Annotated in this window: 39 protein-coding genes and 1 pseudogene; 35 read left to right on the top strand and 5 right to left on the bottom strand. The window is 51.0% G+C overall.

Annotated features, from left to right (window positions below; all coding sequences use genetic code 11):
* Nucleotides 1–861: 861 nt before the first annotated feature.
* The gene (locus AC4OVU_RS24090; protein WP_000883925.1) at nucleotides 862–1,296 is read right to left on the bottom strand and encodes a hypothetical protein; all 435 of its coding nucleotides are present in this window, start codon (nucleotides 1,294–1,296) and stop codon (nucleotides 862–864) included.
* 17 nt (nucleotides 1,297–1,313) lie between these two features.
* A complete protein-coding gene (locus AC4OVU_RS24085; RefSeq protein ID WP_415989929.1) occupies nucleotides 1,314–2,429 on the bottom strand; it encodes a phosphoadenosine phosphosulfate reductase domain-containing protein in 1,116 nt (371 codons plus the stop codon).
* A gap of 268 nt (nucleotides 2,430–2,697) precedes the next feature.
* Here AC4OVU_RS24085 and AC4OVU_RS24080 point away from each other — a divergent pair, with 268 nt between their 5' ends.
* The 17 genes from AC4OVU_RS24080 to AC4OVU_RS24000 all read left to right on the top strand — a co-directional run bounded on the left by AC4OVU_RS24080 (nucleotide 2,698) and on the right by AC4OVU_RS24000 (nucleotide 12,306).
* Nucleotides 2,698–3,306, top strand: a complete 609-nt coding sequence (locus tag AC4OVU_RS24080) for a hypothetical protein (protein ID WP_000849071.1) — start codon at nucleotides 2,698–2,700, stop codon at nucleotides 3,304–3,306.
* Between the two features lie 4 nt (nucleotides 3,307–3,310).
* Complete coding sequence (locus AC4OVU_RS24075) at nucleotides 3,311–3,832, top strand: hypothetical protein (RefSeq protein WP_000393785.1); 522 nt, start codon at nucleotides 3,311–3,313, stop codon at nucleotides 3,830–3,832.
* Between the two features lie 2 nt (nucleotides 3,833–3,834).
* Nucleotides 3,835–4,356: a hypothetical protein gene (locus AC4OVU_RS24070; protein WP_000805800.1), complete on the top strand. Its 522-nt coding sequence runs from the start codon at nucleotides 3,835–3,837 to the stop codon at nucleotides 4,354–4,356.
* A 96-nt stretch (nucleotides 4,357–4,452) separates the two neighbouring features.
* Nucleotides 4,453–4,926 (top strand): hypothetical protein, encoded by a 474-nt coding sequence (locus tag AC4OVU_RS24065; protein ID WP_000057877.1) that lies wholly within the window; start codon nucleotides 4,453–4,455, stop codon nucleotides 4,924–4,926.
* A 10-nt stretch (nucleotides 4,927–4,936) separates the two neighbouring features.
* Complete coding sequence (locus AC4OVU_RS24060) at nucleotides 4,937–5,230, top strand: hypothetical protein (RefSeq protein WP_001370730.1); 294 nt, start codon at nucleotides 4,937–4,939, stop codon at nucleotides 5,228–5,230.
* A gap of 4 nt (nucleotides 5,231–5,234) precedes the next feature.
* Entirely contained in the window at nucleotides 5,235–6,089 is an 855-nt protein-coding gene (locus AC4OVU_RS24055) for a hypothetical protein (RefSeq protein WP_000539392.1), read from the top strand.
* Complete coding sequence (locus AC4OVU_RS24050) at nucleotides 6,089–7,048, top strand: S49 family peptidase (RefSeq protein WP_000829616.1); 960 nt, start codon at nucleotides 6,089–6,091, stop codon at nucleotides 7,046–7,048. The genes AC4OVU_RS24055 and AC4OVU_RS24050 overlap by 1 nt, the downstream gene beginning before the upstream one ends.
* Nucleotides 7,049–7,063: 15 nt before the next feature.
* Nucleotides 7,064–7,924, top strand: coding sequence for a DsbA family protein (locus tag AC4OVU_RS24045; protein WP_000139698.1), 861 nt, complete (start codon nucleotides 7,064–7,066; stop codon nucleotides 7,922–7,924).
* 33 nt (nucleotides 7,925–7,957) lie between these two features.
* Nucleotides 7,958–8,386, top strand: a complete 429-nt coding sequence (locus tag AC4OVU_RS24040; RefSeq protein WP_000591074.1) for a hypothetical protein — start codon at nucleotides 7,958–7,960, stop codon at nucleotides 8,384–8,386.
* A gap of 56 nt (nucleotides 8,387–8,442) precedes the next feature.
* Nucleotides 8,443–8,802, top strand: a complete 360-nt coding sequence (locus tag AC4OVU_RS24035; protein WP_000422768.1) for a hypothetical protein — start codon at nucleotides 8,443–8,445, stop codon at nucleotides 8,800–8,802.
* Nucleotides 8,802–9,248 (top strand): Fe3+-siderophore ABC transporter permease, encoded by a 447-nt coding sequence (locus AC4OVU_RS24030; protein ID WP_000919345.1) that lies wholly within the window; start codon nucleotides 8,802–8,804, stop codon nucleotides 9,246–9,248. Before AC4OVU_RS24035 ends, AC4OVU_RS24030 begins: the two co-directional genes overlap by 1 nt.
* On the top strand, nucleotides 9,245–9,763 hold the full coding sequence (locus AC4OVU_RS24025) for a nitrite reductase (protein WP_000210756.1): 519 nt from the start codon (nucleotides 9,245–9,247) through the stop codon (nucleotides 9,761–9,763). Before AC4OVU_RS24030 ends, AC4OVU_RS24025 begins: the two co-directional genes overlap by 4 nt.
* Entirely contained in the window at nucleotides 9,763–9,993 is a 231-nt protein-coding gene (locus AC4OVU_RS24020) for a hypothetical protein (RefSeq protein ID WP_000972663.1), read from the top strand. The genes AC4OVU_RS24025 and AC4OVU_RS24020 overlap by 1 nt, the downstream gene beginning before the upstream one ends.
* Complete coding sequence (locus AC4OVU_RS24015; protein WP_001167032.1) at nucleotides 9,980–10,837, top strand: hypothetical protein; 858 nt, start codon at nucleotides 9,980–9,982, stop codon at nucleotides 10,835–10,837. The genes AC4OVU_RS24020 and AC4OVU_RS24015 overlap by 14 nt, the downstream gene beginning before the upstream one ends.
* A 230-nt stretch (nucleotides 10,838–11,067) precedes the next feature.
* Entirely contained in the window at nucleotides 11,068–11,595 is a 528-nt protein-coding gene (locus tag AC4OVU_RS24010) for a thermonuclease family protein (protein ID WP_001236377.1), read from the top strand.
* A gap of 57 nt (nucleotides 11,596–11,652) precedes the next feature.
* Nucleotides 11,653–11,925, top strand: coding sequence for an HU family DNA-binding protein (locus AC4OVU_RS24005; RefSeq protein ID WP_001043047.1), 273 nt, complete (start codon nucleotides 11,653–11,655; stop codon nucleotides 11,923–11,925).
* A gap of 87 nt (nucleotides 11,926–12,012) precedes the next feature.
* Nucleotides 12,013–12,306 (top strand): chromosome segregation protein ParM, encoded by a 294-nt coding sequence (locus AC4OVU_RS24000; protein ID WP_001239997.1) that lies wholly within the window; start codon nucleotides 12,013–12,015, stop codon nucleotides 12,304–12,306.
* Between the two features lie 26 nt (nucleotides 12,307–12,332).
* Here the strand turns inward: AC4OVU_RS24000 and proR are convergent, their stop codons facing one another.
* Together proR and AC4OVU_RS23990 are read right to left on the bottom strand one after the other, a co-directional pair.
* Nucleotides 12,333–12,635: a transcriptional regulator ProR gene (proR, locus tag AC4OVU_RS23995; RefSeq protein ID WP_000124640.1), complete on the bottom strand. Its 303-nt coding sequence runs from the start codon at nucleotides 12,633–12,635 to the stop codon at nucleotides 12,333–12,335.
* Nucleotides 12,636–12,639: 4 nt separating this feature from the next.
* A complete protein-coding gene (locus AC4OVU_RS23990) occupies nucleotides 12,640–12,990 on the bottom strand; it encodes a type II toxin-antitoxin system RelE/ParE family toxin (RefSeq protein ID WP_000270043.1) in 351 nt (116 codons plus the stop codon).
* 162 nt (nucleotides 12,991–13,152) lie between these two features.
* Between AC4OVU_RS23990 and AC4OVU_RS23985 the strand changes: the two genes are divergently transcribed.
* From AC4OVU_RS23985 to AC4OVU_RS23970, 4 genes are all read left to right on the top strand, one after another.
* Nucleotides 13,153–13,701 (top strand): transcriptional regulator, encoded by a 549-nt coding sequence (locus AC4OVU_RS23985; protein ID WP_001061574.1) that lies wholly within the window; start codon nucleotides 13,153–13,155, stop codon nucleotides 13,699–13,701.
* Between the two features lie 340 nt (nucleotides 13,702–14,041).
* Nucleotides 14,042–14,236 (top strand): hypothetical protein, encoded by a 195-nt coding sequence (locus AC4OVU_RS23980; RefSeq protein ID WP_000343597.1) that lies wholly within the window; start codon nucleotides 14,042–14,044, stop codon nucleotides 14,234–14,236.
* 10 nt (nucleotides 14,237–14,246) lie between these two features.
* Nucleotides 14,247–14,618 carry a hypothetical protein gene (locus tag AC4OVU_RS23975; protein ID WP_000516916.1) on the top strand — a complete coding sequence of 124 codons (372 nt, stop codon included), beginning with the start codon at nucleotides 14,247–14,249 and terminating at the stop codon, nucleotides 14,616–14,618.
* Nucleotides 14,611–15,081 carry a hypothetical protein gene (locus AC4OVU_RS23970; protein ID WP_001281821.1) on the top strand — a complete coding sequence of 157 codons (471 nt, stop codon included), beginning with the start codon at nucleotides 14,611–14,613 and terminating at the stop codon, nucleotides 15,079–15,081. The genes AC4OVU_RS23975 and AC4OVU_RS23970 overlap by 8 nt, the downstream gene beginning before the upstream one ends.
* Nucleotides 15,082–15,095: 14 nt before the next feature.
* Here AC4OVU_RS23970 and AC4OVU_RS23965 read toward each other — a convergent pair whose 3' ends face one another.
* Nucleotides 15,096–15,431, bottom strand: coding sequence for a hypothetical protein (locus tag AC4OVU_RS23965; protein ID WP_000683476.1), 336 nt, complete (start codon nucleotides 15,429–15,431; stop codon nucleotides 15,096–15,098).
* Between the two features lie 96 nt (nucleotides 15,432–15,527).
* On the opposite strand from AC4OVU_RS23965, the gene AC4OVU_RS23960 reads away from it, so the two are divergent.
* The 14 genes and pseudogenes from AC4OVU_RS23960 to AC4OVU_RS23895 all read left to right on the top strand — a co-directional run.
* A complete protein-coding gene (locus tag AC4OVU_RS23960; RefSeq protein ID WP_001273096.1) occupies nucleotides 15,528–16,016 on the top strand; it encodes a DUF1643 domain-containing protein in 489 nt (162 codons plus the stop codon).
* A gap of 2 nt (nucleotides 16,017–16,018) precedes the next feature.
* On the top strand, nucleotides 16,019–16,516 hold the full coding sequence (locus AC4OVU_RS23955; protein WP_000062185.1) for a hypothetical protein: 498 nt from the start codon (nucleotides 16,019–16,021) through the stop codon (nucleotides 16,514–16,516).
* Between the two features lie 561 nt (nucleotides 16,517–17,077).
* Nucleotides 17,078–18,010: a hypothetical protein gene (locus AC4OVU_RS23950; RefSeq protein WP_000434071.1), complete on the top strand. Its 933-nt coding sequence runs from the start codon at nucleotides 17,078–17,080 to the stop codon at nucleotides 18,008–18,010.
* A gap of 73 nt (nucleotides 18,011–18,083) precedes the next feature.
* Nucleotides 18,084–19,547, top strand: coding sequence for an AAA family ATPase (locus tag AC4OVU_RS23945; protein ID WP_001280522.1), 1,464 nt, complete (start codon nucleotides 18,084–18,086; stop codon nucleotides 19,545–19,547).
* 155 nt (nucleotides 19,548–19,702) lie between these two features.
* A complete protein-coding gene (locus AC4OVU_RS23940; protein ID WP_000277953.1) occupies nucleotides 19,703–20,032 on the top strand; it encodes a hypothetical protein in 330 nt (109 codons plus the stop codon).
* A gap of 4 nt (nucleotides 20,033–20,036) precedes the next feature.
* Nucleotides 20,037–20,429, top strand: coding sequence for a hypothetical protein (locus AC4OVU_RS23935; protein ID WP_000018404.1), 393 nt, complete (start codon nucleotides 20,037–20,039; stop codon nucleotides 20,427–20,429).
* A gap of 48 nt (nucleotides 20,430–20,477) precedes the next feature.
* A complete protein-coding gene (locus tag AC4OVU_RS23930) occupies nucleotides 20,478–20,672 on the top strand; it encodes a DUF2997 domain-containing protein (RefSeq protein ID WP_000757530.1) in 195 nt (64 codons plus the stop codon).
* 44 nt (nucleotides 20,673–20,716) lie between these two features.
* Nucleotides 20,717–21,850 (top strand): hypothetical protein, encoded by a 1,134-nt coding sequence (locus tag AC4OVU_RS23925; RefSeq protein WP_000225028.1) that lies wholly within the window; start codon nucleotides 20,717–20,719, stop codon nucleotides 21,848–21,850.
* 11 nt (nucleotides 21,851–21,861) lie between these two features.
* Nucleotides 21,862–22,209, top strand: coding sequence for a hypothetical protein (locus tag AC4OVU_RS23920; RefSeq protein ID WP_000039129.1), 348 nt, complete (start codon nucleotides 21,862–21,864; stop codon nucleotides 22,207–22,209).
* Nucleotides 22,206–22,634, top strand: a complete 429-nt coding sequence (locus tag AC4OVU_RS23915; RefSeq protein WP_000988987.1) for a hypothetical protein — start codon at nucleotides 22,206–22,208, stop codon at nucleotides 22,632–22,634. Before AC4OVU_RS23920 ends, AC4OVU_RS23915 begins: the two co-directional genes overlap by 4 nt.
* Nucleotides 22,627–23,190, top strand: a complete 564-nt coding sequence (locus AC4OVU_RS23910) for a hypothetical protein (RefSeq protein WP_000004673.1) — start codon at nucleotides 22,627–22,629, stop codon at nucleotides 23,188–23,190. Before AC4OVU_RS23915 ends, AC4OVU_RS23910 begins: the two co-directional genes overlap by 8 nt.
* 11 nt (nucleotides 23,191–23,201) lie before the next feature.
* A complete protein-coding gene (locus tag AC4OVU_RS23905; RefSeq protein ID WP_001256128.1) occupies nucleotides 23,202–23,771 on the top strand; it encodes a hypothetical protein in 570 nt (189 codons plus the stop codon).
* A 2-nt stretch (nucleotides 23,772–23,773) separates the two neighbouring features.
* Nucleotides 23,774–24,319, top strand: a complete 546-nt coding sequence (locus AC4OVU_RS23900) for a hypothetical protein (RefSeq protein WP_000435224.1) — start codon at nucleotides 23,774–23,776, stop codon at nucleotides 24,317–24,319.
* Nucleotides 24,320–24,435: 116 nt separating this feature from the next.
* A pseudogene (locus AC4OVU_RS23895) lies at nucleotides 24,436–24,688 on the top strand (hypothetical protein); the annotation flags it as partial.

The raw sequence follows: 24,688 nt of genomic DNA, 5'->3' as shown, positions 1-24,688 counted from the left end.
GGGGCTCTATATATGGGATCGCTGCACGGTAGTCGCAAGCTGAGTCTCAGTATCGTGCAAGCGTAAGCCACGACGAAGGATAAGTGCCATGCTGCTCCAGTGGTTCCCGTAGAGTGGTTCCCGTAAGGTATTGATAGTTAAAGGGTGAGGATGTGGGGGACCTGCACGTTATGAGATTTGATATGTGGGTACGTTGCACGAAAGCAGGTCCTGAACCTCTCGATATATGGGAACTCTGCACGATTGACGAAGCAGAACAAAGATTGACAGATCAGGACAAACCTAAAAAAGCAGTCAAAATGACTCTAATAGTCCATAAAGTGATCACGCGCACACAAAAAGAGGCCAAAAGTTATCCACATTTCCTGTGCATAAACGGGGTTTTGGTATATGGGAACGCTGCACGATCATATGTGGGTACGCTGCACGGTGCAAAAAACGACCAAAATTGACATGTGGGTACGTTGCACGTTCAGAAAATTGTATATGGGGCGACTGCACGTATGACCTTAGACATGTGGGAATACTGCACGAACACCAGATCTGATATGTGGGAACGCTGCACGAAAGCTCTGTTTTGTAAGGATTTTGTGGAAAAAAGAGGGGTTCCGTGTGGATAACAGTGGATAAGATCCAAGGGTATGTGGGGACGTTGCACGGCAACCTATGGGAACGCTGCACGGCAACCTATGGGTTTGTTGCACGGAATAAATATGAAAACACCAGTAATATCAATGTGTTGAGTGGTGATTTAGAACGCCTAACCTGTCTTTAACCGTTTTTAATCCTTTATACAAAGATCTAAAGATCTTTATATTTATCCTTTTGATCACTGAACAAAAAATAATCAACACTGTTTTTTTAGAAAAAAGTCTCGTATGCAAGGCCGAACAGGACGAGTATCACCAACAAGATAAGCATCGACAGCACAAAGTAACCAGACTCGTACATCACAGCTTTGATCACAGAAACGACGCTGATCGATCTTCCAGAGATCCTCCCGATGATCCACTGAAACGCAACGAACGAACCAAGCCCACAGATCAGAACCACCGCTACGGAGACAAGTGCATGTTCCCTCAGGACAGACTCACTCAGGAAACCATACTGCATCCCCATCAATACAAGCCTGCCAATGCCAAAACCCAGGCCCAATGCAACAGCTCCACGAACCAGCACGACCTTCAACGACTGGAGCCATGTCAGCTCAAGATCCATCCCCTTACGGGAAGACCGACGCACCAGCACCGTAGATATGCCCAACCCCAAAAACACCAAAAAAACAAAATCCAACATTGCCACCTCTGCACAAATCAATCAGAACCACAGGCCTCTCGGCCAAATGCGCCACCAGGGAGAACCCACTTCTGCCCCTCCGGCACAAAAATCGGGAGCGTGTAATCTTCTCTGGATACCTGCTCCAATGCCTCAACATCACTAATCTGTATCGGCGCAACAGCAGAACCTAAATCTATTACGTCGATTTTTTTTCTTGATACCGTCACACCAAAGGTTTGTTCATACTGAGCAATTTTCCCAGCTCGTTCAGGCCAGTAGTGACGGATCGTGGACCAGATACGCTGTGAGTTGTAGATGCAGGTCATACACGACGACCGGCTCCAGCCAAGGCGATAAGGGACTGGGGCCAGGATGCGGTGACGCTCGATTACTTCCCATACCTCCTCCTCAGTCCAATGAAGAACGGGCCTCCAGGCATCAACTAACCGTGCAGTCTTCCCATATCTTCTGTCACAGGCATGAGCCTCAAGCTGGTTGTACTTGGATCTGTTTGCACTTTCCTCCCGGCGCTCACCAGTGATGAAAAGGATCTTCTTCCCCTTGAAGCGCTCCTGGTTATTAAGAGCTCTGCGGCCAACATCGATCTTCAAGGCTGATGAGCACCACCTTGTTTGGAGTGATGGCGATTGCTGAGGGAAACGAAGGCGCGTACCAGGCTTAGAGCGCTTATGGTCTCTAGGCAGCACCAGAAGCCCCTCAGGCGTCTCTACACGATGGGGGTGGCTATAGGCATTGTCTTTGAGCATTTCGTCCTCAAAGCCGCCCTCAAGCCACGAGAAGTACATTGGGATACCCAGTTCTTCCCCGAGCTGACGACAGTAATCACGCATGAAGGCCCAATCCATCAACGAACTGCCTTCCTGACCATCAACATCATGGTGCCAGAACTCCACCTTTGACTTATCAACACCCATGTCCACCAGCCGCAAGTACGCAGCAATCGAGTCTTTGCCTCCAGACAGGCAAACAATGATGTGATCGTACAAACTCAGGTCCACATCCGGAGCGGAGAAGTACGTTGTTCTATCGTCACAACGCTGACTGGAAGATATGCCGGTAAGAACCGACTCCAGTGATGGCAACACCACCTGGTCATCGAACAAATCTCCTTGGTTTTCTCGTCTCAACATAAGTCGCTCTTTTTTCTTTACTGGGTTGTTTTTATGATTTACAGTATTATAAAATGATACTGTGAAAAGTAAAGTTTTCAGAACGACTAATCACTCAGGAGAACTTGATAAGCACCAGAAAGCAATCTAAAGGTGGTTTTTCGGTGAGGTTAGTTCAGGGGCAACCTGCCGCTGCTGATTGGAAATCATCAAGAAGTGGCTTTTTGGTGGGGTTACGGTTTGAAGGGGTGAGTATGTGGGAACGTTGCACGGTTAAAGGGGGCCGCACATGAAAACGATAAAGCGGTTCATCGTATGGGTGAATTACGGTCTTGAGGGTTGGAGCATTTTCGGATCGAGCGATGACTGGGATGAAGCGGTATCCATCCGTTCGGAAGCGATAGACGAATGCAATATTGACGAGGAAGACATCATCTTGGCAGAAAACAAAAACGAGCTGGTGGTAAAACCTGCGGCCAAGCAAATGACGGAGTGGCACCGGGAACTGGAAGCCGTCCTTATGACCTTGGATGACTGCCAGATGGAATGTGACGGTATGACATGGGCAGTAAGCCACCTACTCAATGAAGCGGGTGTACCTCATGACTGCATGTATGGCTTTGTGCGAAACGAACAGACCAAGGACATCGTGACACCGCATTTCTGGGTTGTCCTGGATGATGGGTGGCTGGTGGATCTGAGGCTACGCATGTGGCTGGGCGATCACGACAACATTCCTCACGGGGTATTCCATCCCGATAACGAGCCAGGACTTTTCTACAAGGGAGACCCGGTTCAAAACCATAAAGGGATGAGACTGGGCAAAGCCGTCCTGGACATCATGACCGACGGAAAACTTTCACATGTGAAAGTTCCTGAACGACAAGACGGAGAGTAATAGCGTGGAATTTGATTACGACAAGTCAGTATCAAACGCACATCTTGAGGCCGCAGGCTGGGGTATGGATGCCTTTAACCACTCCAACCCATTTGAGAGTCATGTCATCTATGTGCGTGACTACCGCAACGATCACATCCGCCTGTTCACCATCAAGCAGGCTGACTTCGACACGATAAAGCTGCCGCTTCACCTTACCTCCGACATGCTGGCTTCGGTGATCGCTGAGTTCGTATCGAAGGCAGCAAAAGGGAAGTTGAATACGAAGGAGTCCGACACGCTGGCTCCTGCCTTGGTTGGCTATGCCAAATCAACAGAAACCTACCGGAGCTGGCGGAGAGTTTCTGGAGCAACAGAGCGATTGCATATGGTCATCAATATCTATGCGGGTTCTGAATTGCTGAGACCTTTCATCGCTCGGGCTCCTGAGACCGTCCTGACGACCCAAGAGCTACTGGTCTTCTCATCACAGGTTAAGAGCATGGATGTATCCAATCATCCAGAGTGGTTTAGGGGCCGGAGGTAGTCATGAAGCCAGTTCTCTGGATATTCGTCCTGATCATCGCCCCTTTCGTCATTGCGAAAGTGGACCAATGGCGCAAACGCGGCATTGGAGACACCTGGGCGTGGTGGAAATCAGAGAACATGCCTTATGAGCTGCGCTCGGCCACTCTGTTTTTGTCCGAACAGGACATATCAACCACACAGCCGGTGCCCATGCACGGCAGGGTTGATCAGGTGTACCAAACCAAGAATGGGGTTCTCATTCCCTTGGACACCAAGCTGCGCCAGGTAAACCACATCTATGAGTCGGACATTATCCAGCTCTCGGTTTACCGGGTAATTCTGTCACACAAGTACAAGGCACCCGTTGCCAAGTACGGCTATGTCCGAACCGTTGTTGAGACAGCGGACGGGGATAGAGTCCGTTACATCAAGACAAACCTTCTCAGCGAAAAAGAAGTGGTCAAGCTGTGGCACCGCTATCAATCCATCCGTTCTGGTCAGGTAAAAACCTCCTGTTCCTGTGGCGGAAAGTTTCACATGTGAAAGTTCTGGATTGAATCAGGGTTGCCCGAATTGGGCAGCTAGGCGGGGTTGCATTTTTGAAAAGTCCTGTACGCTGGTTGGTATAGGAGGTGAATAGTGGCCCAGCTTAAACATAACCGCTTCGTCATGTTGGGGTCCTTGGTAGCGACGGTCGTAGCTGCCGCCAATGGCTTGAGTTTTCTCACCCTTATGGCTGGTGGAATGACCCTTCTCCAGTTCATGGCTTGGAAGCAACAAGATGCTGTCCGGAGCCGGTTTAAAGCTGCGAAGGATGCGTTTGAAGCGTTGAACGTCATTGCGTTCGACAAGCACTGGGTAGGTTCAACCGCGACGGTCGCCAAAGTGTCGAACATGATCACTCCGCCCGAACGACTGGATAAGCCCTGGGCGGTGCAAGTTCTGGCCGTGACCAAAGGTGGGACGTGGTTCGCGGTGGATCTGCAAGTGACCGGCACTGACAAGGTTCAGATGCTTAGCCTCCACCAGCTTAGTGAAAAGGCGGCAAAGACCATGCTGGCCTTCGACCTCGAAGTGTATGAGAAATTTTTCGGAAAACCTGATGTTGCATGAGGACAATGTGATGGAAAAAGTCAAAAGCGTAGATGCCGTGGAGTTCACGGCAGCAGATAAGAAGGCGATGACCCATGCGGCATACGCCCAGTGTTTCTTCATTCTGGCCCAAGTGATGGCATTCCCTTCCCTGGGGGTGGCTGGCGCTATGGTTGCTGCTCTGTGCGGCATGATGCCGTGGTTGACCAAGTTCGCCAAAGAGGCTCCATCGAAAGCCTTTGGCATGGTGATGGCTTCACTCTGCCTTGCTCCTGTGTACGGGAAACTCTGTGAGCTGGTGGTCCACGCGATTCAGGGAGCTTGAGCTTATGGGGGTAGTACGAGTTCCCTACCTCTTGGCTGAGCTGAAAGAACGCGGATGTGCTGATGAATCTGCTCTGGCGCAGGTTATGCAGCCTGGATGCCGAATTGGAGAGGAAGACCTGCGGAAGTTGGCCGCAAATTTAGGGCTTGAAGTGTCCGAGCTGGCACCAGCGCCAGAGAACGCGGCCAACACCCGGTTCAAAGCAAAGCTGAGAGGAGGTTTGGCCTCCTTTCTTTTTGAGTACGACGGCTGTTTCCGACATGCAGAAGGCTCCAGCCATGCAGAAATGTTGGGTATCGAGCAAGAAGACGACATAGGTCTTCCGAGTCGAGCTGCTGACGCCATGCTCCTGGAGAAGACGCTTTACCAGGTAATCGCTCGGGCTAAGTACATGCTCGGCAAAATCGACAGCAAGTTTGTCAGGTCAGAACAAGCAATCGAGTTCCGTGAGCAACTTGCTCCTGGGATCTTCAAACCAGGTTACAGAGGTTTCCGATTCAAGGAGGCTGCCGCTGGTGATTTGCCTACTGTCATGATTGACGGTCGGAAGTTCAACTGCGTTGCCAGCATAGCCAGAGCACATGGACTTGATCCGGTAACGGTGCGTAGGCGCATTGCGGACACCGGGAAGGCCGCAGACAAACTCTCCAATGATGAGTGGAAGCTCATCCTCGCCAAGAAAAAAGGTAAAGGGAAACCCTTCACCTATCTGGACAGGACCTACAGCAACATTGCTCAGTTCTGTCGTGAGCATCAGCTCAACACCAACCTTGTTTACCAGAAAGTCAAAGACCGGGCTGATAGCGCTGATGAAGAGTTCTGGGGACTGATAATCGAAACATGCAAAAGGAAAAACTAATGGCAGAAAACAAAGAGATCCCCTGGGAGAAAGAACTCATTGAGAAGTACATGTTCACCCTGCATAAAGAGCAGGTGAAAGACCGGCGCTGGCGGACCATGTTGCGTGTGCTTCGCGCATCTGGTTTCGTGCTTCTCATGATCGGCTTCATCATTTTGGCATCTAATCCGGGTGGGATGCCGTGGCAAAGCGCCAAGGCAGGAGCCCCTCACACCGCGTATATCAACATCCGTGGTGAAATTGCTGCTGGCACTCTGGCCGATGCTGATCACCTTATCCCGTCCATCCAAGCTGCATTCGACAACCCGAACTCACAAGCTATCGTGCTTCGCATAAACAGCCCTGGCGGTAGCCCGGTTCAAGCAGGACGGATTTATGACGAAGTGAAGGCGCAGCGAGCCCTTCATCCGGAGAAAAAGGTCTACGCCATCATTGATGACATCGGTGCCTCTGGCGGTTACTACATCGCCTCTGCTGCGGATGAAATCTATGCTGACCGCGCCAGCCTTGTCGGTTCTATCGGCGTCATCAGCTCGGGGTTTGGATTCACCGGCTTGATGGACAAGCTCGGCATCGAGCGCCGGGCTATCACTTCCGGAGAGCACAAAGCGCTTCTCGACCCATTCTCCCCTCTTACCTCTGACATGAAGAAATTCTGGGAGGGCGTTCTATCGAAAACCCACCAGCAGTTCATCGAACGAGTGAAGGCTGGGCGGGGTGATCGACTGAAAGACGACCCAGAGGTGTTTTCTGGATTGCTCTGGAACGGGGAGCAGGCCAAAGACATTGGGCTGATTGATGGCCTGGGTAGTTTGAACTCCGTGGCGCGAGACGTCATCCACCAGAGCAACTTGGTGGACTACACACCAACCGAAGACATCATCCGGCGACTGACCCAACGAGCGAAGCTCGAAGCCAGTTCCTTCGTGCAAGAACTCAGCGCTGTGAAAGTTTACTGATAGGAGCAGTTTGATATGACAGAACAAAGTACCAAATCACTACGTCTCGGGGTTGTTGCCGCCATTCTTTTGGGGCTCGTAGGAACCGGGTTCGGGATCTACCAGTTCGTGAAAGAGAAGGATCTGGCGCAAGAGATCGCCAACGTGAAGTCTACGGTCAACCAGGTGAAGGATGCCGAAGGCGTCACCTTCAAAAGCAAGGCAGAGTTTGAAGCTGCTGTGGCCGAAAGCATCAACAAGTTTGTCGCGCAGAAACAACAAGCCGACATCGATCAGAAGTATGCCCAGTTCGAGGCAGCACCTGAGAAGGTCGAAGAAGGCAAACACATCTACGGGGACCTTGGTGCTCGGTTCACGCTGGTGGAGTTCTCCGATATGGAGTGCCCATTCTGCAAGCGATTCCACGACACACCCAAACAAATTGTGGATGCCAGCAAAGGCAATGTGAATTGGCAGTGGAAGCACATGCCTCTCGATTTCCATAACCCGGCAGCTCACAAGGAAGCTCTGGCCGCTGAATGTATTGCTGAGCAGAAGGGCAACCGTGGCTTCTGGGTCTTCGTTAACGACATTTTCCACCATACCCAGGGGAATGGTGGCGGTGTTGCTGACCTGGCCTCTGTTGTCACTGGTGTTGGTGCTGATCTGGATGCGTTCCGGGAGTGCCTCGGCTCAGGAAAGTACGAAGACAAGGTTGAAGCTGACATCCAGAAAGCCAAGAGCTATGGCGTCAACGGGACACCAGCCACTTTTGTAGTGGACAACCATACCGGCAAGAGCCAGCTTCTCGGCGGCGCTCAACCGGCGCAAGCCATCATGGCCGTGATGCGAAAAATGATGATTGAGTCGCAACAAGACGACTCCGCGAACCAATAAAAACTTTCACATGTGAAAGTGGAGTGAGAACTGATGATCAAGATTACAACTAAATTGGGATGCCTTCTGGCGGGGCTGCTTGTCCTGTCGGCTTGCTCAAGCGTCCCTCAGCCAAACAACGAATACGCGAAGGCCTTGGATGATACCAAACAGGTATGCGCTGCCTGTGCCCTGGTTGGTAATGACCTGCTGGTTGCCCTCAACAAGTCATGCGACACCCCAATGACCCCCGAGACTCTTACAAGCGTCATGAACAGTAACCCGATGTTTGCCGCCATGATGGCAATTAACTCCATAGGTGGAACCGACTTCTATCAGGTTTACCGTGATGCGGCCATAGACACCCTGCGGTGCAATGAAATGGACAGTTGGCCTGATCGGACCAAGGTGCGTTTCCAGCAGCCCGACATGCAAAAGGCGCTGGCCTTGAGGGTTTCTGCCAGACAGCAGAAGGCAAATTAACTTTCACATGTGAAAGTCAGGCTCTCCGGGGCCTGATTTCACTATGAGGTGAATCTATGGAGTTACAAGAAGCAAAAGAGGCTCTCGATAGCCTTCATCCACACAAGGCCTCAGCGCCTTTGAGGCTTGTCATCCACCAGCCAGGTGGGATTGGTGGAACCCCTACAGTGGGGGTGAAAGCTATTCACGCAGGCTTTGACTGGGACAGCAACACCATCCTGATCTATCCGGAAGAGCAGCTCACCCGGTTGACGCCGGATGAGGTCGCCGCCATCACGAAGTCAGTATCGAAAGGACAGTCCTGGCATTCATATCAGCAGTTCAAGAAGTATCGGGAGCAGTTGGCCGAAGCCACGGAAGAAATTAATAGGCTCAGGGCTGAGCTGGGCAGGTATCAGAATAACGGGAGGGGGTAATGCTAAAACGCGGAATTATCAATCTCGCTGCTAGTTACATCATTGTTGATGCCCTACTCCGGAATGCAGCAATTTGGATCTTTGGCTTGTCCTTCTCCGTTGGTGGCACTTACGTCACTGGCGAGGCCAGTACATGGGTCGTTTACCTAGCCACTTCTGGTGCCATGACACTCTGTTCTGTCGTAACAGCCTACCTGCTCGTGACCTATCACCGCTGGGGGCTGATGACGGCCAGGGTCTGGTTGCTATTGAGTGCCTGCCTAAACGGCTATGCCGTCTATTTGAGTAGCCACAACATCCAGTTGGTGGTGGCACTGCTTTCCAGCCTGTTTATTGCTTTGTGGATGCTCAAGACCCTTGAGCAACCAGCAGTGAAGGGGACGTACAAGGTAATCGCTGATCTTCACCGTCAGCTATGGGGAATGTTGAAGGGGCAAACACAATGACGACGAATACTCAAAACGCGAACGCCAACCAGGTTCGGTCTTTACGCGACATGCTTGTCCCCGCCCTGTTGTTCTATGTGGTGATGACGGCCATGTTTGTGGGTCTTGACGCATTCATGGATAAACCCACCAGCATGAACCTGCCATTTATGCCGTTCCTTGTCTCGATGGTGAGTTTTACCAGTGACGCACGTCGAGCGTGGGACTGGCGAAACGGGACCAAGGTTGTAGCTGTATTGACTGCGGTAGCCATGCTGTTGGCATTCATCTATCAGCTCGCGGTCGGAGAGATGAATCTCTTAGGGGTTGGTATATACCCGGCCACAGCCATCCTTCTGTTGGCAATCTCCTGGGTGATTCGCGCTATCGGAAAGACAGCACCTTTCCAGTTCCTGGGGAGACACCTGGCGCGGTTTGGTGCATCGAAGTGGGTCCAGCGTACCGCCGCAGTCATTGTGCTCGCGGGAGGCCTTGCCATCACTATCTATGCCTACTGGCTTAACCACGGGAGCTGATGATGATCATTGCAACGAAGAACGGCTTTCTGGTGGCCGCAGAACTAATCAGGGAAGAGGCCGGGTACTGGCTACTACAGCCTCGTGACCAAAAGACGCCGGTCAGGGTGAATAAGCAGGATAACAATAAACGCGCTTTCACGCATATGGGAGACGCCCTTCGCTGGGCCGGTGATCCTGAGCTTGCAAAGCAATTCGATGCCGAGGGGGAAGAACATGCAAATTCGTGACTACATGACAAAGTTGTTTGACGCATTTGGTGATGTGGAGGAAGTCACCCGAGAAATGCTTCTGGAGCAGGCGGAGCTCATTCATACGATCAGCGATAAGTGTCAGAGCACAGGCCTGTTTCTGGATAGTCAGGTTCGTTTCAACCAGTTCGTTCAAGAGATTGAGGCTGACGACAAGGTAGAGGATCGGTTGCTTCATGCTTGGTGCTGGGTAATGGACCGAATAGTGAAGGCTCCAACATCCTTTCACATGGATGGGGCTGTGATTTTGACAATGCCTCTGGTCGCCAGATACCTGCCACCGGTTGAACAGGAGCCGGAAACCATCGTGGTGAATCTCGATGAGGACTACAAGGCTCCTGTAGGCAACCAAACGCTCTGCGAGCTCGTTATGGAACGGAGGCATTGGCCGCAAGGTGCAACCTGTGCGACCCAAGAAGCGGACGGGGGAGTCCTCTACTGGGACGCCCCGGTTGATGTGGTAGAGGAAGGCAGAAAGGTCGCCGGTAAGCACGGCATGATGGCCGAGATCGGATTGAAACATCAGGTTGATGCCTGGTATGCAGATATGGACGAAACACGGCTCGCAACCGATTGGAACACCGCCGTCATTACGCCTCACTGCTTGCTGCTTTCCTATCTGGATGTGCTTCAAAAGAACAAAGTTCCCTTTGATGAAGGTGTGCAGCTCGCTGCCGAATGGGTGAAGCAACTTGGCGGGGAATTTCGTGAAGACACTGAGGAAGCGCCGGAAGCTGAGGCTTCAGTGCTTTCCCTGGGGAGAGCCACGGCTCATTGCTTTAAACCCTATCCGGACACAAAAAATTTCTATTACGAGGCCTAAGCCTCACCCAAACAGGAGGATCAACATGCGATACCAGGTATTTAAAACGAAGGAAGGGGGCCAGCCGGTGTTTACGGCACCGTGGTACTGGTTGGCCTCTGCCATTGCTCACTGGTCATCTCTTAACTGGGATGCCTGTCGAATCGTAGACAGCAAGGTGGATGAAACAAGGCTCTGTTGGGCCAAGGCTCTACCGGCTGGGAAAAAAAAGTAATTTGGATGGAGTGATTATGAGGTTAGGTTTTGTGAAAAATACGGGGGTTTCAGCGTTCCTGGTAGCCATGCTGGTGGTGGCCCCTCAGGTATGGGCAGAAACCTTTACTGCGAAGGTTGTGGGGGTGTCTGACGGTGATACGGTCAAGGTCCTGACTGAACAAAGCTGTGACTCCGGGAAAGATTGCCGGAGCGGCAAAATCCAGTACCGGGTAAGGCTGGCGGAAATCGACACCCCAGAGAAGAAACAACCCTACGGCTCAAAGGCGAAACAGGCGTTGTCCGATCTGGTGTTTGGTCGAATGATTAAAGTCGAGCAAATCGACAAAGACCGTTATGGCCGTCTGGTCGCCAACCTTTATGTCGATGGCAAATGGGTCAATGCCGAAATGGTCCGTTCTGGGAGTGCGTGGGTGTACCGGCAGTACGCCAAAACACCGGAGCTGTTCAAGCTGGAGGCCGAAGCCAAAGCCGATAAGCGAGGTCTCTGGGCATTACCGGAATCGGAGAGAACTCCCCCTTGGGAGTGGCGAAGAAAGCACTAACCACACCCCAGAGTATGCAGGTGTAAACAGTAACCAAGAAAACAAACAGGAATAACGATGAACAAAAGTGAACTGATTATGAAAGTGGCCGAAGACGCTGACATTAGCAAAGCAAAGGCCGAAGCTGCGGTAAATGCGCTGATCAACTCAGTGACAGAGGAGCTTAAAGCGGGTGGGACAGTAGCGCTCACTGGGTTTGGTACTTTCCACGTTAAGGAACGCGCAGCGCGAACCGGGCGGAATCCCCAGACTGGAGAGAACATCCAGATCGCGGCGGCCAACATTCCTGGGTTCAAAGCTGGTAAGGGGTTGAAAGACTCCGTGAACTAGATCTTAATCATGTGACACATGAATAAGGTTTACATAAGGCTCCTTCGTGGGAGCCTTATTCATATCAGACATGAATAAGGGGAAGGGATGAGATTGTCGTCAACTCAAAAAGACGTTTTGTTCATTCTATACGCAATTGAGGCCGGTGGAAAAGCCGAGCCTGTACCAGGTGTAAAAATACTGGAGATGATCAATTCAGCTCGCCAGAGCGGTATTCATGGAACGAACTTCCGAACGTCATGCCACACGCTGGTGGAGAACGGCCTGTTGAACAAGTACCGGAATGCTTCTCTAAAGCTGGCCTTTAGGCTGACCGACGATGGCAGGGAACGTGCAGGAGAGATATACCGAAAACGGCTGGAAGAAGAGCAAGAGAAGTAATACGCCCCATAACGGGGCGTATCGAGTTAAACGGCAAAGCCGTAGTGGGTGCCGTCCGGAAGTTCAACATCGAGGCGTAGCTTGCCACCGGAGGCCTCAACGTACCGCTTAATGGACGACAGCTTGAGATCTCGTCCAGGTTTTTCCATCTCGGAGACTGTCGGCTGTCTCACACCCAGAGATGCAGCAATTTCCCCCTGGGTAAGGTTCATGCGATCACGAAGCTCTGCCAAGTGGATGTTCAGTAACATCTCAGTGGCCGCTTTCTGTGCTTTGGCAACAACCTCAGGCTTTTCTGTTGCCAGCATTTGGTCAAGAGTTCTTGCCATAACGTCACTCCTTCTTCAATTTATCCAAGTGCGCCGCAAACTCACGGTCTGCAATTGGGATCATTACTTCATAAAACCTTTTCTCGTCCCCGGTCTTGTTACCGGCGCAGAGAAGAATCCCCTTACGCTTTGGATCGAACGCAAAGAACGCTCTGATAGGATCTCCTTTGCTTTGGACCCGAAGCTCTTTCATGTTGCTGTAGGATGAACCGTTAACAGTATCCGCGTATGGCCTCGACAGCATGGGGCCTCTATCTCGCAGCACCATCATCGAAGCCAGCACGTTTGCTCTATCGGTATCATCCAGAGCATCGAACCACTCATCAAAGGTGTCGGTTGTCTCGATGACCCACATGATTTCTCCTTACTTAATATAGGTGCAATCCTATATAGATTCAAACCTATAATCAAGAAAAATCGGCGGCGATGGGGGCCGAAATGTCAGTAAGTAGTCATGTGACTAAAATAGGGGGTAGAATAAGCCTCGATATAGTCATGTGACTAAAAGGTGTCCTGAATGAACAACCTACCCCTACTGCTCGATGCAAGAGAAGCCATTGACTACTACCACCAGCATCCAGGCATGACTGATGCAGAAAAGGCCTATGTGGTCGCGTTCCTAAGCGGAGAGGGGCGTTCAAACAGTCAGATCAGAGAGGATCTGGGTATTGAGAAGGTCTATACGGTTACACACCTGAAACGCGCCGGTACGCTATCGGAGGAAGAGCTAACGCTCTGGCTCAGAAATCCACGCAAGATCACCCTGGGGCATGTGAGGGCCGTGGCTAAGTTACCTTTCAGCAAGAGAGAAAAGCTCCTGAGGGATCTCCTGCATACCAGGACACCGGTTCATAAATTTGAGGCGATAGCGAAGGGCAAAGAAGTGGACAGGGATGCAGACATTAAGCGCCTGGAGACCCTGATGAGCGATGCTACGGGTAGGCCTATCAAAGTTCGCTATAACCCCGCGAAGCGCTCCGGGGAACTGACGCTGGGATTCTTCACGCTCGATGACCTGGATGACGTGTGCAAGGCTTTGGGGTTTGATCCAAGCGAGCAGATGTAAACCAGAAAACTTTCACATGTGAAAGTCTTGCAAGGTGTCTTTTTATTGTTTACAGTATCATAAAATGAATCTGTAAAGGTGCGCGATGAATGTGCTTCCAACGAAAAGCTGGCCTTGGGCGTTATAACTCAACCAGACCTGAGTGGCTGGCGGCGTACCGAAACGCAAGATGTATGAGAAGCTCAGGTAAAGAACCTGATGCTTCTCTTTCCGGGATAGCTTGGAAGGCGCAACTCATTGTTGCCCATGAAAGAGGCAGAATTGACAGCCTGGCTGTCCCTTTGGATGCCAGATTGATAGCAAAGAACCTCATCGACGAGATCCTTGCTGAGGAGAACTGATGGACGAAAAAATTACCTACGAAGAAATGCTTGAACAACTCGACCAGAAAGGCATCCGCGTCACCAACGGGGCGAGACGGCTTTATGTCGCGTTGAACAACGGAGTCAAAGCTGAGGTGCTGGGTAACTGCGGTCCCGCCACAATCAGCTTGGTTGACGGGATGATTGTTGTGGAAGAGCAGACTCTCCACTAAGGGCAGCAGCATGGGCAAAAAAGTACACATCATTTGTGGAAAGTGCGGCAGTGACGAGATGAACTTTGTCATCAATGAACACTGTCCAGACGATCCCCAGAATGTTGCCAGTATGTCCTGCTCAAATTGTTGCGAACTGACAGGCATAGCCGAGTGGTCGGAATTTAATGGACGTGAGCTGAAAGGTGAAGCCGTCGCCCTATCAACACCGGCAAACGTGAATGCTCTTCTAGGATTGCTTCGCCAGGCGATGGACAGCGTTGAGTATCGCCTCTATGGCGGGGACATGTCATTGAGCGGTAATGATGCTGCCGAACTCATAGACCTCCAGGAGCGAGCTGAGAAGGTCTTGTCTGTTCTTCGGAGTGATCAGCATGAGTGATTTATACGAACCGCTTGAGTTTGTGTTCTGCGGCTTTAGGAAAGGGGACGCTGGGCTATTTATCTCGGTAGCCACTTTGCGCGATGGTGTTTTAGGCCGTGAGATGTATTTCTCAAAGGGAAAAAGCAAAAGGCGCTGGGTTGTCGGTGGCATTTACTCAGGGGCCTCGTTTTCGGACAACGGAGCAAAAGGTCTGGATGATGCTCATTACGTTAAAGCATGGGAAGTGCAAGGCGACAAGATAGAGTGGCAAGCAAAAAGCGAGCAAGCCGAAGCCTTGGCGCGAAGCGAGAAACTTGAAGCCGACGATAGGAAGCGCAATGAACTCGAAGAGCTGATGCTACCCATCAGGAAGCAATATGGGGCATTAACAAAGCGACGTGATAGGGCAGGGGCCGCAGCTCTTGAAGAAGCTGTCCTGAGAGCGCTGAGAGCGCCCATCAGGAAGGCTGAGGAGAAATAACCGTGGAGCCAGTCTTAGCTAAAGCATTCGCCGGTTTTAAAGTCGTAGCTGTAAGTGCCCATCAGATTGGCTTTTCGGCTTTTCTTGCCATTGGTGTTTGCTGGCGCTTTAGGGGTCGCAAGTACGCCATAGAACAGGATACCAACAAGTGCCGCTTGCCACGCGAAAACAGCAACCAGAATCCAAAAAGCAGCAGCCAGAACCGGCAGTTTGTGCAGAAGGTTGAGCACCGACTTGGCCCAAATCACTGCCGGGATAGCCAGCACTGCGTAACCCCAGTTGGTGGCCTCAAGCATAGCCAGGCCAAGAATAACAACAGCCATCAGCGCGATATTCAGTACATGTTTCATGGTCATCTCTCCTTTTCAACTTACACTTTTATCCTATCACAGCATTAAAAAATGCAACTGTGAAAGGGCATTTTTCATTCAAAAAGAGGTGACACTTTGAGTGCAATTATCAGCAAGTGCGGCATGTACAGATACCGTCTGGAAAGGGATGTGCAACCCGAAGGCCTTGTGTTCGGTTATTTTGGTGTAAACGGCTCTACGGCCACGGCCACCGAGGACGATCACACGGTCAGAAAGTGGATAGGGTTTACCAAGGTCAACGGAGGGAGGCGATTCATAGTCGGTAATGCTTTTGCTTTTCGGGCGACCGACGTTCGAGAGCTGGCTACGGCGGTTGATCCTGTCGGGCCTGAAAATGAAATCCACTTGGAAAGGATTATTCGGGATGCTGATGTCTTGGTGCCCTGCTGGGGGAGCCGAACTAAGCTGCCTAAGTCTTTGCATGTTCATTTGGACAGGCTTTTAGAGCAGCTCGTTGCATCTGGGAAGCCGGTATTGGCATTTGGCGTGACTGGTTCGGGGGACCCGAAGCACCCACTAATGCTTGGATATTCGACAAAACTTGTGCCCTGGGGAGGAAAATAATTATGTCGATGCTTGAAGCACGTTACTTCGTGGCAAAGATAAGCGATGCACAGGCCGTGCTCTGCGATGAGGAGCTGGCGACACTGGAAAGGCTGATCCGGAAGGTTGATGATGGCCGCAGAGCAAATGGCAAGAGCTCGCTTACTTGCGTTGTTGTCGAAGAAGATTGGCCGAACTGGCAGCAAACGGTTGACTCTGTACTTTCACTTGCTGACGGGAAAGACAACGATTGGACCAATGCCACACCAGAACAAATCAAGGCCTTTTGGGTCGATGACTCAGTTTGGAAAACTCTGGATGGCCGGGATAAATGGATTGAAGATCTCGACCTGCTGGTGGACGGTTCCCCGGTGGCTTCTGAGTGGGAACCTTTTGGCTTGGAATCAGGGCAGTCTGTCGTCATACGAGGCGGATGGATAGAAGGGAATGCCTTGAGTGATGATGGCGTACCGCTAGTGCAGGCATTCGTCGCTTGGAAACAGGGCCAAGACAACCACTAAAGGAAAATTACTTCGGAAGGGCGGCTATGGCCGCTTTCTTTTTAATATTTACAGCATCACATAATGATACTATGATGTTGTTAATTTACTTGGGGAGGCGCTTATGCTCACTGCTAAATGTATAGGGTGCGGATGCACCGATGATCACGCTTGTGTTGAAAACGGTCAACCGTGTCACTGGCTTCGCGTGAATAGAGTGGAAGGTATCGGGGTCTGCTCTTCGTGCCCGGATGCTCTCAATCAATTCGCATCGACCAGCCAGGAACAAGCAACTGGACAGGATGACTACCGGAACAGTCCAGAATGGAAGGATTTTTCATCACGCATTGGTAATGCACTATGCGGGGGCCGGAGCAAAGCAAAGTAAGGTAAAAACGGCTATGCCGTTTTTTATTTGTCTATTACGGCATCACATTATAAGCCTGTAAATGCTGAATCTGTAATTGCCCAAAATGGGCGTGAGCAGGGGCGGGGTGTGAGGTCGTTCTAAGGCAAAATACTTTGTACTGGCAGAACAAAGAAAGAATGAACTTTCACATGTGAAAGTTTTTGGGGTACGGGATGGAACAAGCAATTCAAAGTTACTTGGCTGACGACCGGCAATATCAAGACAGGATTACCGCAGCTCTCAGCCAGGTTGAAGAGAAAGGTGCAGAGTACGAAGCTCTTTGCCAACAGCGTGCTCAGTTGGGGATCTGGCAAAAAATTATAACGTTCTGGCAGTTTCGTCGAGACATCGCCGTTATACGTTCAGCACTAAAAGGCCATAACAGCGATTTGCGGTATTTGCGCCGTGGGAGAGACCAGCTCAAAGAGGGATTGGTTTCTCGGGCCGTGAAGCAAGCGATTGACGGTAGCCAGATTCTGGAACGAATCACCCAAGCTCAAGATAGGCTTGACGCCGCATCTCGACTCCACGAGAGCAACAAGCGACTGGTGGACATGGGGCAAAAAGCCTTACGTGAAATCAGTGAGGCCTCTTCCAGTGTTTCATCAGCACAAACAATGGAGGTTCTCGACCTTGTGACTGACAACAAGGGCATTTCCGTCATGTCGTCGATGTCAAACTCCTCGGCCAGCAGTGAAATAGACGATGCGAAGAGAGCTGTGAAAGCCTTCGCAAATGCGCTGGGGGATCATCGTGACATTGTGGGCTCACTGCACCACTCAATGGCAACTGAGTTTATCGATCTGGGTATGGACTTTGCCGGTTTGAATGATGGTTTCGACTTTGGGAGCGTCTTCTCGCTGTTCAGCTTGTCGTCTGCCAGTTCCTCTCTGGACAAAGTAGAGTCTCGCGTTGAATCTCTGATGCCAGATCTAAGACGAGCCGCCTCCAATTCGGCAGCAGAGTATGCCCGTGTTAACGAAGAGTTCTTTGGCCTGAAACAACAGGCCTGTTGCCAAGTGCATGAGTTGCTGGTGACAAATGGTATAGACGTGTCAGTCAAGCGCGTTGAGTCCGCCGTGAACAGCTACAGAGTTGGAAGGTGATATTTACAGCATCATAAAATGAACTTATGATGTGAGGTGATCAACAAGTCGAAATTTATTTAAAGGATAAGCGATGAGCGATATTACACAGCAAATGGACAAACTTGAGATTCCAATCAAGTTGTCCTTTCCAGTCATCAACGTTAGCACTTTTGAGCTGGGCCGCGCAGAGAGCGTTTTCTCTGACATTGCAAAGAAAGTCGGCAAGCACTTTATTGTAATGCCATTCAAGAAGCTGCCTGATCCAGGCACGATGAAGGCAATGGTGGACGAGTCCAAGAAGTCCTCCAAAAACGGAGTTGTCGTGTTCGACACTTTCTTTTTCGACCGCCAACGTGCAAACCCGGAAACACTCCCAGCCCTCAAGTCATCACTGACCTATCTGGAGAATGAGGGGATCAACTACATCATCGCTGGCAAAGACGTCTTCAATGAAGAGTTCGTTTATCACATCGATCTCCCGGCTATGAGCAATCAGGAAATCCTGAAACTGCTCCAGACCTGTGAAGATAACGTGAAAGATGGTGGAGTCTTCGAGAGCAACGAACGTGCTGTCATCGCAAACCACGCCTTGGGCTTGTCACACACCCAGATGAAGAACGTCTTCACCTACTCCGCTTACTTGAAATTCAAGGGTGAAGAATACCTGGGCGAGATCCGAAAAGAAAAAGCTCACATCTTGCGTGATGTCGGCCTCGATGTGCTTGAGGCCATTGATATTGGGAATGTCGGTGGTCTCGAAAACCTCAAGGAGTTCCTCCAGATACGTAAAGCCGGTTGGGACAAAGACCTTCCGGTAAAAGGTGTCCTTCTGGCCGGTGTACCTGGTGGTGGTAAATCGCTGACGGCAAAAGCCGCTGCCGGTGTACTTGGCACTACCTTGGTTCGCCTGGATATGGGCCGTTTCTATAGCAAGTATCTCGGTGAAACCGAGCGCCAGTTCAATCGTGCATTGCAGACCATTGAGCAGATCGCACCCGTTGTTGTGTTGATTGACGAGATGGAGAAGTTTTTTGGTAATGCCGATGGCGAACACGAAGTATCCAAGCGCCTGCTGGGCTCTTTCCTCTACTGGCTTCAAGAGCGCAAGAAGAAGATCTTCATTGTGGCGACGGCCAACCGGGTTCAGTCGCTGCCTCCTGAATTGATGCGAGCTGGCCGCTGGGACCGAGCATTCTTCATTGATCTGCCAAGTGTGGCTGAGCGCCAGAAGATTTTTGAGATCCACCTCGCCAAGCAGAAGGCCAACATCGCCGCGTTCGATATGCCTACGCTACTTCGTACCACCGAGGGATACACCGGGGCAGAGATTGAACAGGCCGTCATTGACGCGATGTATCTGGCGAACGCTCAGGACAAAGAGCTCAACAATGAAGCGCTGGTGGATGCGGTCACTCGCATTACCCCGACCAGTGAAACTCGCCGGGAAGACATCAACCAGATTCGCAGTTTGCGGGATCAAGGCTTCTATCCGGCCAATAACTTCGATGTTCAAGAGCAGAATGGCTCTGGACGCAAACTTGCCATCGAGGACTAAGCGATGGAGTGGGTTTTTTGGACTGCTCTTGCTGTGTCATTGATATTCCACTCAGAAGTCAGCGACTTAATCAATGCTCTAGCTGAGTGGGCTAGGGAGCGAGCTGGTGCGGCCAGGAGAGAGCATCAAAACGGCAGAGAGGAGAATTGACCGTTATGTACAAACAAGACATTGAGAAGGGGATTGAGCTGCTCAAGCTGTGCAGCAAACTCCAGTCAGAAAAAGATGGAGTGGATAGACCAGAGCCTCTGGTTATCGACAAGAGTAAGGTGCTGGACCAGTTCGCCCGAGACGTTTCCACATCGATCACCTACATGAGTTCGTTGTTCAAGCTCATCCCCATGATGGAAAACCTTACCGAGCTTGGCCGAAAGCTGGAGAAAGAAGGAAAGATCGAAGTTTCTCTCGGGCAAGACTATTCCATTGCCGCGCTTAACTTTGTTATGTCGGAACACGGCATGACACCCGAAACAACTCAGGAGTGATGAGATGAGCCATATCGTAAAAGGCAAGGTGCAGGTCGCCTACAAAGACAAAGAGCTGCTGTTGAAGGCTCTGGAGGGAGTTGGCGTTGTTGTTGAAAACGAAAAGCTGTACCGCGTGGGCGCTGGCTACACCTTCGAGAAATACCCGATTGTTCTGATCGACCAGAACAACAAGGAGCACCGGATTGGCTACAAGGAAAAAAACGGTGTTTGGGAGCAGTACCAGGAAAACTACGGCTCTTATGGCCGCTGGACGCAGCAGGCAAGCAGCAAGGTGCAGGATCGCTACATTGCCTTCCACTACGAGCAGCAGTTGAAAGAGGAAGGTTTCAGCGTGACGGTGAAGCAGCATCACGATGGCACTTTGGAACTGGAAGCTGAGGAAGCTGTTTGGTAATAGCGCCAAGGCAATCAGATTAGTTGAACTTAACGACGAGGTGACAAAGTGAAAAAGGTAAACATCAAGATCAAGGGCGGCAAGATTGCTGCCGATTTCACGGGGTTTCAGGGTAAGACCTGTGAAGCGCTGGAACAGCGTATTCGCCCGGAAGAGCTCGAAGTCGAAGAAAAAGAGCTGAAACCCGAGTACCACTTCAATGCTGGTCAAACCCAGCACGAAACGGAACAGAACGAATGGTGATGAGAAGGACAGGGCGCGTCCCCCTTCTTTTGCTGGTTGGTCTCATGGTCGCAGCTCCTGCGGCCTTTGCCAGTGACTTTGTGACTGGCGTTATGGTGGGGCAAATGCTCTCAGATGACTCAGGCAGCAAGAAGATAGAGGACACTGGCCCGGAGAGCAAAACGGTCATTGATTACCATGACGGTCAGCCAGTTGTGACCAAAGTGGAGGCCTTCAAAAGCAATAAATGGCGCAAACTGGATGGCCCTCAGGGCGGCTATTTTGTTTGCCCAGGTGAATACCGTAGCTATTCGGGAAGGCTGCGATGCCGTATTCATGATGACGGGTTTAATGGCTTTATGGGCGGTATGACTGATGCTCAGGAGCTGCCGCTCCAAGAAGCTCTGACCAAGTTGGAAGGTAAACCCATCTCCCTGCAAACCATTGAAGTCCACGGCAACAACCTGGCAGTCAAATACCAGTTAGCACCACCAGCACAAACGCACGTCAAAACTCAGGATCTGGGGGTGGTCAAGCAGGATGGTGAAACGCAGAAGGCTGCCAGCCAACAATCAGCGTCATCCATAGTGACTGCACCAAAGAGTGAACCTCCCAAGCAGATTAATGCTGCACAAGACACTGACCGCAATACCAGTGCGTTTCAAAGTCCGTTCGAGGAGGTAAGTGACTCCATGATCGGTCTAATGGATAGCTCTTTCGTCAAAGTCATAGCGGGATTGATGCTGGTGTTTGGGGTTGCTAGTGGAATTATGAGGCAGAGCCCATCAGGAATTGTGATGGGGATAATGCCTGCAATTATGATCATGACCGCGCCAACGGTTATTCGTACCGTATTCGATACAGGCGCGGCCAGTACCAAGCCAGTGGAAGATAGCGGAAGCTCATTTCCTTTCTTCTTGGTGGCAATAGTACCGGTGCTGATTTTCTTTGCCTATAGAGCTTTTATGAATAACCGGAGCGACTCCGAAATTGATGAGTTGTTAAGAGAAGCCCGACGTGCAGAAAGGGCTGAACGACCAAGCAATGAGCCTCCCTCAGTGGATGAACTCCGTGAGCGCCAGCAACAAAACACAGAAAGAGAACCGGTGGTTGTCAGCTCATCAGCTCCGGCACCAAAGGTGCAAAAGGAAGAGCCAATCGAAGTACAGCCAGGCAAGCGCAAAATTATTTTGGATTAGTGGGGTCGGTTATGAGCAAAAAGCGCATCGTAATCAAAAATGGTGAGGTCTGCGGGTTTGCCGATGAGGTTTCCTTCAAAGGCCTTGAAGTGCAGGAATACAGTAAAACAAGGGTTTCGCGCATCGTGCCGACGAGCGGCATTCTAATGATTGCGTTCTATGTTATTCGCGGACTTTGTTCAGACGAGTCAAAGATTGCGGCATGGACTCGTGTTTGGCGTTGCCAGTGGAAGGTGCTGATCGACGGTAAAAGCTATGGCCCATTCAGCAGTCGTGCGGATGCTATCTCGTTCGAGAAGGACGAGATCTACAAACAAGGCAAATTCTTTGCCGATGCCACTCACGAGGCGGCAGTATGATGACACGGGCGGCTATGGCCGCTCTGTTATCCGCGTTGGTAATAGGCCTTGTGTCTGATTTGGCCGCACAAGAGCTGGTGGTAAGCCCGGTGGCTATAGACAAGTCCACTGAGGTGGAGAAAGAAGCTACCTTCCACAACCGCAAGTGGGTGTTAAGGACGGGGCAGGTTAGTGGATTCTTCATCTGCCAAGGAGATAACAAAGACATTTACTACCGGCATGACAGGGTGGGCGCTCACTGCCAGAAGACATCGACTGGGTGGCGCAATGTACTGGGTCTCAGGGACGATGTTCCGGAAGTTGAGCTGAGCGTGTACCTGGGGACCGTTGAAGGTGTCCCCGTGAAAGTCCTTCATCAGGAAGTGGATGGTTACGATCTGAAAGTGCAGTACAAGGTTGCACGTAAAGGGTCAGCAAATGAGTGAGAGTGTGCGTCGGTCAACGCCGATGGTAAAGATTAAAGTCCTGCCGAGTTTCGTAGGGGTTCCCTTCCCGTCGGTGCTACTTATCGTTGCGGGGCTCCTTAATGGCCCTTTGTGGGGCTTTGCCGCATTCGTCTTTCATATCGTCATCAAGCGGTACATCTACAGAGAATACCGGAGGTTGCCATATCCGATGCCAACCGGCTCAAGGCCTATGGATGAGTTGAGCGATCTCCTTGTAAAGGGGATACCGGAGGAATTTTTCCGGCGGCTTGACGCAGCTTGCAGCTCTGATGCGTCAGTACAAATAACCTGCCCAAAGAAATACCGGCTGCTCAAAATGTCGTTGAATCGCTATGCCAACCGCGCTGGTTGTTACCCGCAGTTCCGGGAGGGGGATGAAATAGCGATTGAGGTAACAGAGCAGAGACCAAGAAAAGCAGGAGCAGGGAAGGGCTTTCCAAGTATTCAAGATCTGAAAGCGTCAGAGGGTGTTCTGAGTGAACCGGAGCAGCCTATCGAAATTCAGAAAGATAAGCGCAAGATTATCTTGGATTGAGGTGGGTTGGAATGCGGTCATTTTTATACAGAATATTGCTTCTTTGCTTCGTCATTATCGTCCAGATAGGGCTAATCGCCATTGATGCGAGCCCGTTGGTTGTTGCTATGTTCCTCTCGCTAACAGCTTTAGTCGCTGGGGTCTGGATGGCGTACCTTCATTCCCGATTTTTGATGGCGGTGACTCCAGTAGTTGTCTCTGTGCTAATGGCGACCCTCGCCATGAAAATGTTTGAGCCGAGACTCTTTGTTTCTGCCAGCGAAAAAGGCTGGTTCCCTTTGTCATTGTTCGTCTCGATACCGTTTTACTTCTACTTGAGTTACTTGCTTGAGATAGAGGAGAAGAGACGTACATTCCGGGCCAATGTAATTGGTTTTTTGCGTGGAGTTTCGGAAGAGATCCGTCGTTCAACTAGAGAGCATAGAGATCAAGGTGAGATAAGACACGGTGGAACAGAGCTGGGGAGTATTGACGAACTACAAAGGGGCGAGGCCAAAGAGCCAGAAGTCATCAGCTCTACATCGGACCAGAAAGAACAAGGCACTCCCAAGCGAGACAAGAGAAAAATCATTCTGGACTGAACATGGAACAAATCAGAAAAGGCTTAACCCTCGAATACGCAAAAGAGAAGCGTGAGAAGCTCTTGGCGGAGCTCAAATCAGATGAACACTACAGCCAGACTGAAACAGTAGCCTATGGGCACCACGACCCGCTCAGCGTTCCTGTGGCAGCCTGCGATAGTTGTCATGGCCGGGCGCAAATGCAGAAGGTTATAGGTCCTCCTGTGCGCTGGAATATGGTCTGCCTGGGTTGTGGGAAGGCGATCCAGCAAATCCAGAAACGACCGTGGCAAGCAGCAATGGCGTGGAACCAAATTAACTTGGGAACACAGGACTACAGACAACTGCCCCTCTTTGGACTTGGGAGTCTGTCTCTTGAGTCAGCAAGACAGAGAATGGTGGGAATACGCAGGAACCTGGAGCTGAGAAAGAGCCTCGCCGGTATCGAGAGGACGATCGCCCACAAGGAAGGTCAACGCCCACCAGGGAAAGAGTACCAGCAACGACTGGAAGCATATCTGCAATGGGCCATGCTGGCGCTGAGGTTGCTCAAAGTCAAAGCAAGTTAGTGGTGAGAAGGAAGAGAGAACCCGGTACTGTAAAGCGCCGGGTTTTTTATGCCGCCCTGTTTACAGTATCAAAAAGTGATGCTATAAAGTGAGCAAGTCACAAGGAGAACCAACGAATGGCTGTTATCAACTCACTCCGCGCTCTCAAAGGCGTAACCGCCCCCGAAGAACTGAAAAAAGGGGATGGATTCACTATCTCTCCTCAGCTTCTGCTGGAGGAAGAAGGGTTTAACACCCGTGGCGCTTTCTGCGAGAACTACTACGAGCGCCCGGACATCAAAGCTGGTATTCGAGTGCTGGCCGATGCTTACAAGCGTGGCGACTATGTTCCGCCGATCATCGTCAAAGTTATCGACGGAAAGGTGTATG

Source organism: Enterobacter sp. 6722112 (genome assembly GCF_058661685.1).
This window is presented reverse-complemented; position numbering and strand designations above follow the sequence as displayed.

Excerpts from the sequence above, each read along its gene's own strand:
- AC4OVU_RS24090 (WP_000883925.1), bottom strand. The coding sequence starts at position 1,296 with ATGTTGGATTTTGTTTTTTTGGTGTTTTTGGGGTTGGGCATATCTACG.
- AC4OVU_RS24085 (WP_415989929.1), bottom strand. The coding sequence starts at position 2,429 with ATGTTGAGACGAGAAAACCAAGGAGATTTGTTCGATGACCAGGTGGTG.
- AC4OVU_RS24080 (WP_000849071.1), top strand. The coding sequence starts at position 2,698 with ATGAAAACGATAAAGCGGTTCATCGTATGGGTGAATTACGGTCTTGAG.
- AC4OVU_RS24070 (WP_000805800.1), top strand. The coding sequence starts at position 3,835 with ATGAAGCCAGTTCTCTGGATATTCGTCCTGATCATCGCCCCTTTCGTC.
- AC4OVU_RS24060 (WP_001370730.1), top strand. The coding sequence starts at position 4,937 with ATGGAAAAAGTCAAAAGCGTAGATGCCGTGGAGTTCACGGCAGCAGAT.
- AC4OVU_RS24055 (WP_000539392.1), top strand. The coding sequence starts at position 5,235 with ATGGGGGTAGTACGAGTTCCCTACCTCTTGGCTGAGCTGAAAGAACGC.
- AC4OVU_RS24050 (WP_000829616.1), top strand. The coding sequence starts at position 6,089 with ATGGCAGAAAACAAAGAGATCCCCTGGGAGAAAGAACTCATTGAGAAG.
- AC4OVU_RS24045 (WP_000139698.1), top strand. The coding sequence starts at position 7,064 with ATGACAGAACAAAGTACCAAATCACTACGTCTCGGGGTTGTTGCCGCC.
- AC4OVU_RS24040 (WP_000591074.1), top strand. The coding sequence starts at position 7,958 with ATGATCAAGATTACAACTAAATTGGGATGCCTTCTGGCGGGGCTGCTT.
- AC4OVU_RS24035 (WP_000422768.1), top strand. The coding sequence starts at position 8,443 with ATGGAGTTACAAGAAGCAAAAGAGGCTCTCGATAGCCTTCATCCACAC.
- AC4OVU_RS24030 (WP_000919345.1), top strand. The coding sequence starts at position 8,802 with ATGCTAAAACGCGGAATTATCAATCTCGCTGCTAGTTACATCATTGTT.
- AC4OVU_RS24025 (WP_000210756.1), top strand. The coding sequence starts at position 9,245 with ATGACGACGAATACTCAAAACGCGAACGCCAACCAGGTTCGGTCTTTA.
- AC4OVU_RS24020 (WP_000972663.1), top strand. The coding sequence starts at position 9,763 with ATGATGATCATTGCAACGAAGAACGGCTTTCTGGTGGCCGCAGAACTA.
- AC4OVU_RS24015 (WP_001167032.1), top strand. The coding sequence starts at position 9,980 with ATGCAAATTCGTGACTACATGACAAAGTTGTTTGACGCATTTGGTGAT.
- AC4OVU_RS24010 (WP_001236377.1), top strand. The coding sequence starts at position 11,068 with ATGAGGTTAGGTTTTGTGAAAAATACGGGGGTTTCAGCGTTCCTGGTA.
- AC4OVU_RS24005 (WP_001043047.1), top strand. The coding sequence starts at position 11,653 with ATGAACAAAAGTGAACTGATTATGAAAGTGGCCGAAGACGCTGACATT.
- AC4OVU_RS24000 (WP_001239997.1), top strand. The coding sequence starts at position 12,013 with ATGAGATTGTCGTCAACTCAAAAAGACGTTTTGTTCATTCTATACGCA.
- proR (WP_000124640.1), bottom strand. The coding sequence starts at position 12,635 with ATGGCAAGAACTCTTGACCAAATGCTGGCAACAGAAAAGCCTGAGGTT.
- AC4OVU_RS23990 (WP_000270043.1), bottom strand. The coding sequence starts at position 12,990 with ATGTGGGTCATCGAGACAACCGACACCTTTGATGAGTGGTTCGATGCT.
- AC4OVU_RS23985 (WP_001061574.1), top strand. The coding sequence starts at position 13,153 with ATGAACAACCTACCCCTACTGCTCGATGCAAGAGAAGCCATTGACTAC.
- AC4OVU_RS23980 (WP_000343597.1), top strand. The coding sequence starts at position 14,042 with ATGGACGAAAAAATTACCTACGAAGAAATGCTTGAACAACTCGACCAG.
- AC4OVU_RS23975 (WP_000516916.1), top strand. The coding sequence starts at position 14,247 with ATGGGCAAAAAAGTACACATCATTTGTGGAAAGTGCGGCAGTGACGAG.
- AC4OVU_RS23970 (WP_001281821.1), top strand. The coding sequence starts at position 14,611 with ATGAGTGATTTATACGAACCGCTTGAGTTTGTGTTCTGCGGCTTTAGG.
- AC4OVU_RS23965 (WP_000683476.1), bottom strand. The coding sequence starts at position 15,431 with ATGAAACATGTACTGAATATCGCGCTGATGGCTGTTGTTATTCTTGGC.
- AC4OVU_RS23955 (WP_000062185.1), top strand. The coding sequence starts at position 16,019 with ATGTCGATGCTTGAAGCACGTTACTTCGTGGCAAAGATAAGCGATGCA.
- AC4OVU_RS23950 (WP_000434071.1), top strand. The coding sequence starts at position 17,078 with ATGGAACAAGCAATTCAAAGTTACTTGGCTGACGACCGGCAATATCAA.
- AC4OVU_RS23945 (WP_001280522.1), top strand. The coding sequence starts at position 18,084 with ATGAGCGATATTACACAGCAAATGGACAAACTTGAGATTCCAATCAAG.
- AC4OVU_RS23940 (WP_000277953.1), top strand. The coding sequence starts at position 19,703 with ATGTACAAACAAGACATTGAGAAGGGGATTGAGCTGCTCAAGCTGTGC.
- AC4OVU_RS23935 (WP_000018404.1), top strand. The coding sequence starts at position 20,037 with ATGAGCCATATCGTAAAAGGCAAGGTGCAGGTCGCCTACAAAGACAAA.
- AC4OVU_RS23925 (WP_000225028.1), top strand. The coding sequence starts at position 20,717 with ATGGTCGCAGCTCCTGCGGCCTTTGCCAGTGACTTTGTGACTGGCGTT.
- AC4OVU_RS23920 (WP_000039129.1), top strand. The coding sequence starts at position 21,862 with ATGAGCAAAAAGCGCATCGTAATCAAAAATGGTGAGGTCTGCGGGTTT.
- AC4OVU_RS23915 (WP_000988987.1), top strand. The coding sequence starts at position 22,206 with ATGATGACACGGGCGGCTATGGCCGCTCTGTTATCCGCGTTGGTAATA.
- AC4OVU_RS23910 (WP_000004673.1), top strand. The coding sequence starts at position 22,627 with ATGAGTGAGAGTGTGCGTCGGTCAACGCCGATGGTAAAGATTAAAGTC.
- AC4OVU_RS23905 (WP_001256128.1), top strand. The coding sequence starts at position 23,202 with ATGCGGTCATTTTTATACAGAATATTGCTTCTTTGCTTCGTCATTATC.
- AC4OVU_RS23900 (WP_000435224.1), top strand. The coding sequence starts at position 23,774 with ATGGAACAAATCAGAAAAGGCTTAACCCTCGAATACGCAAAAGAGAAG.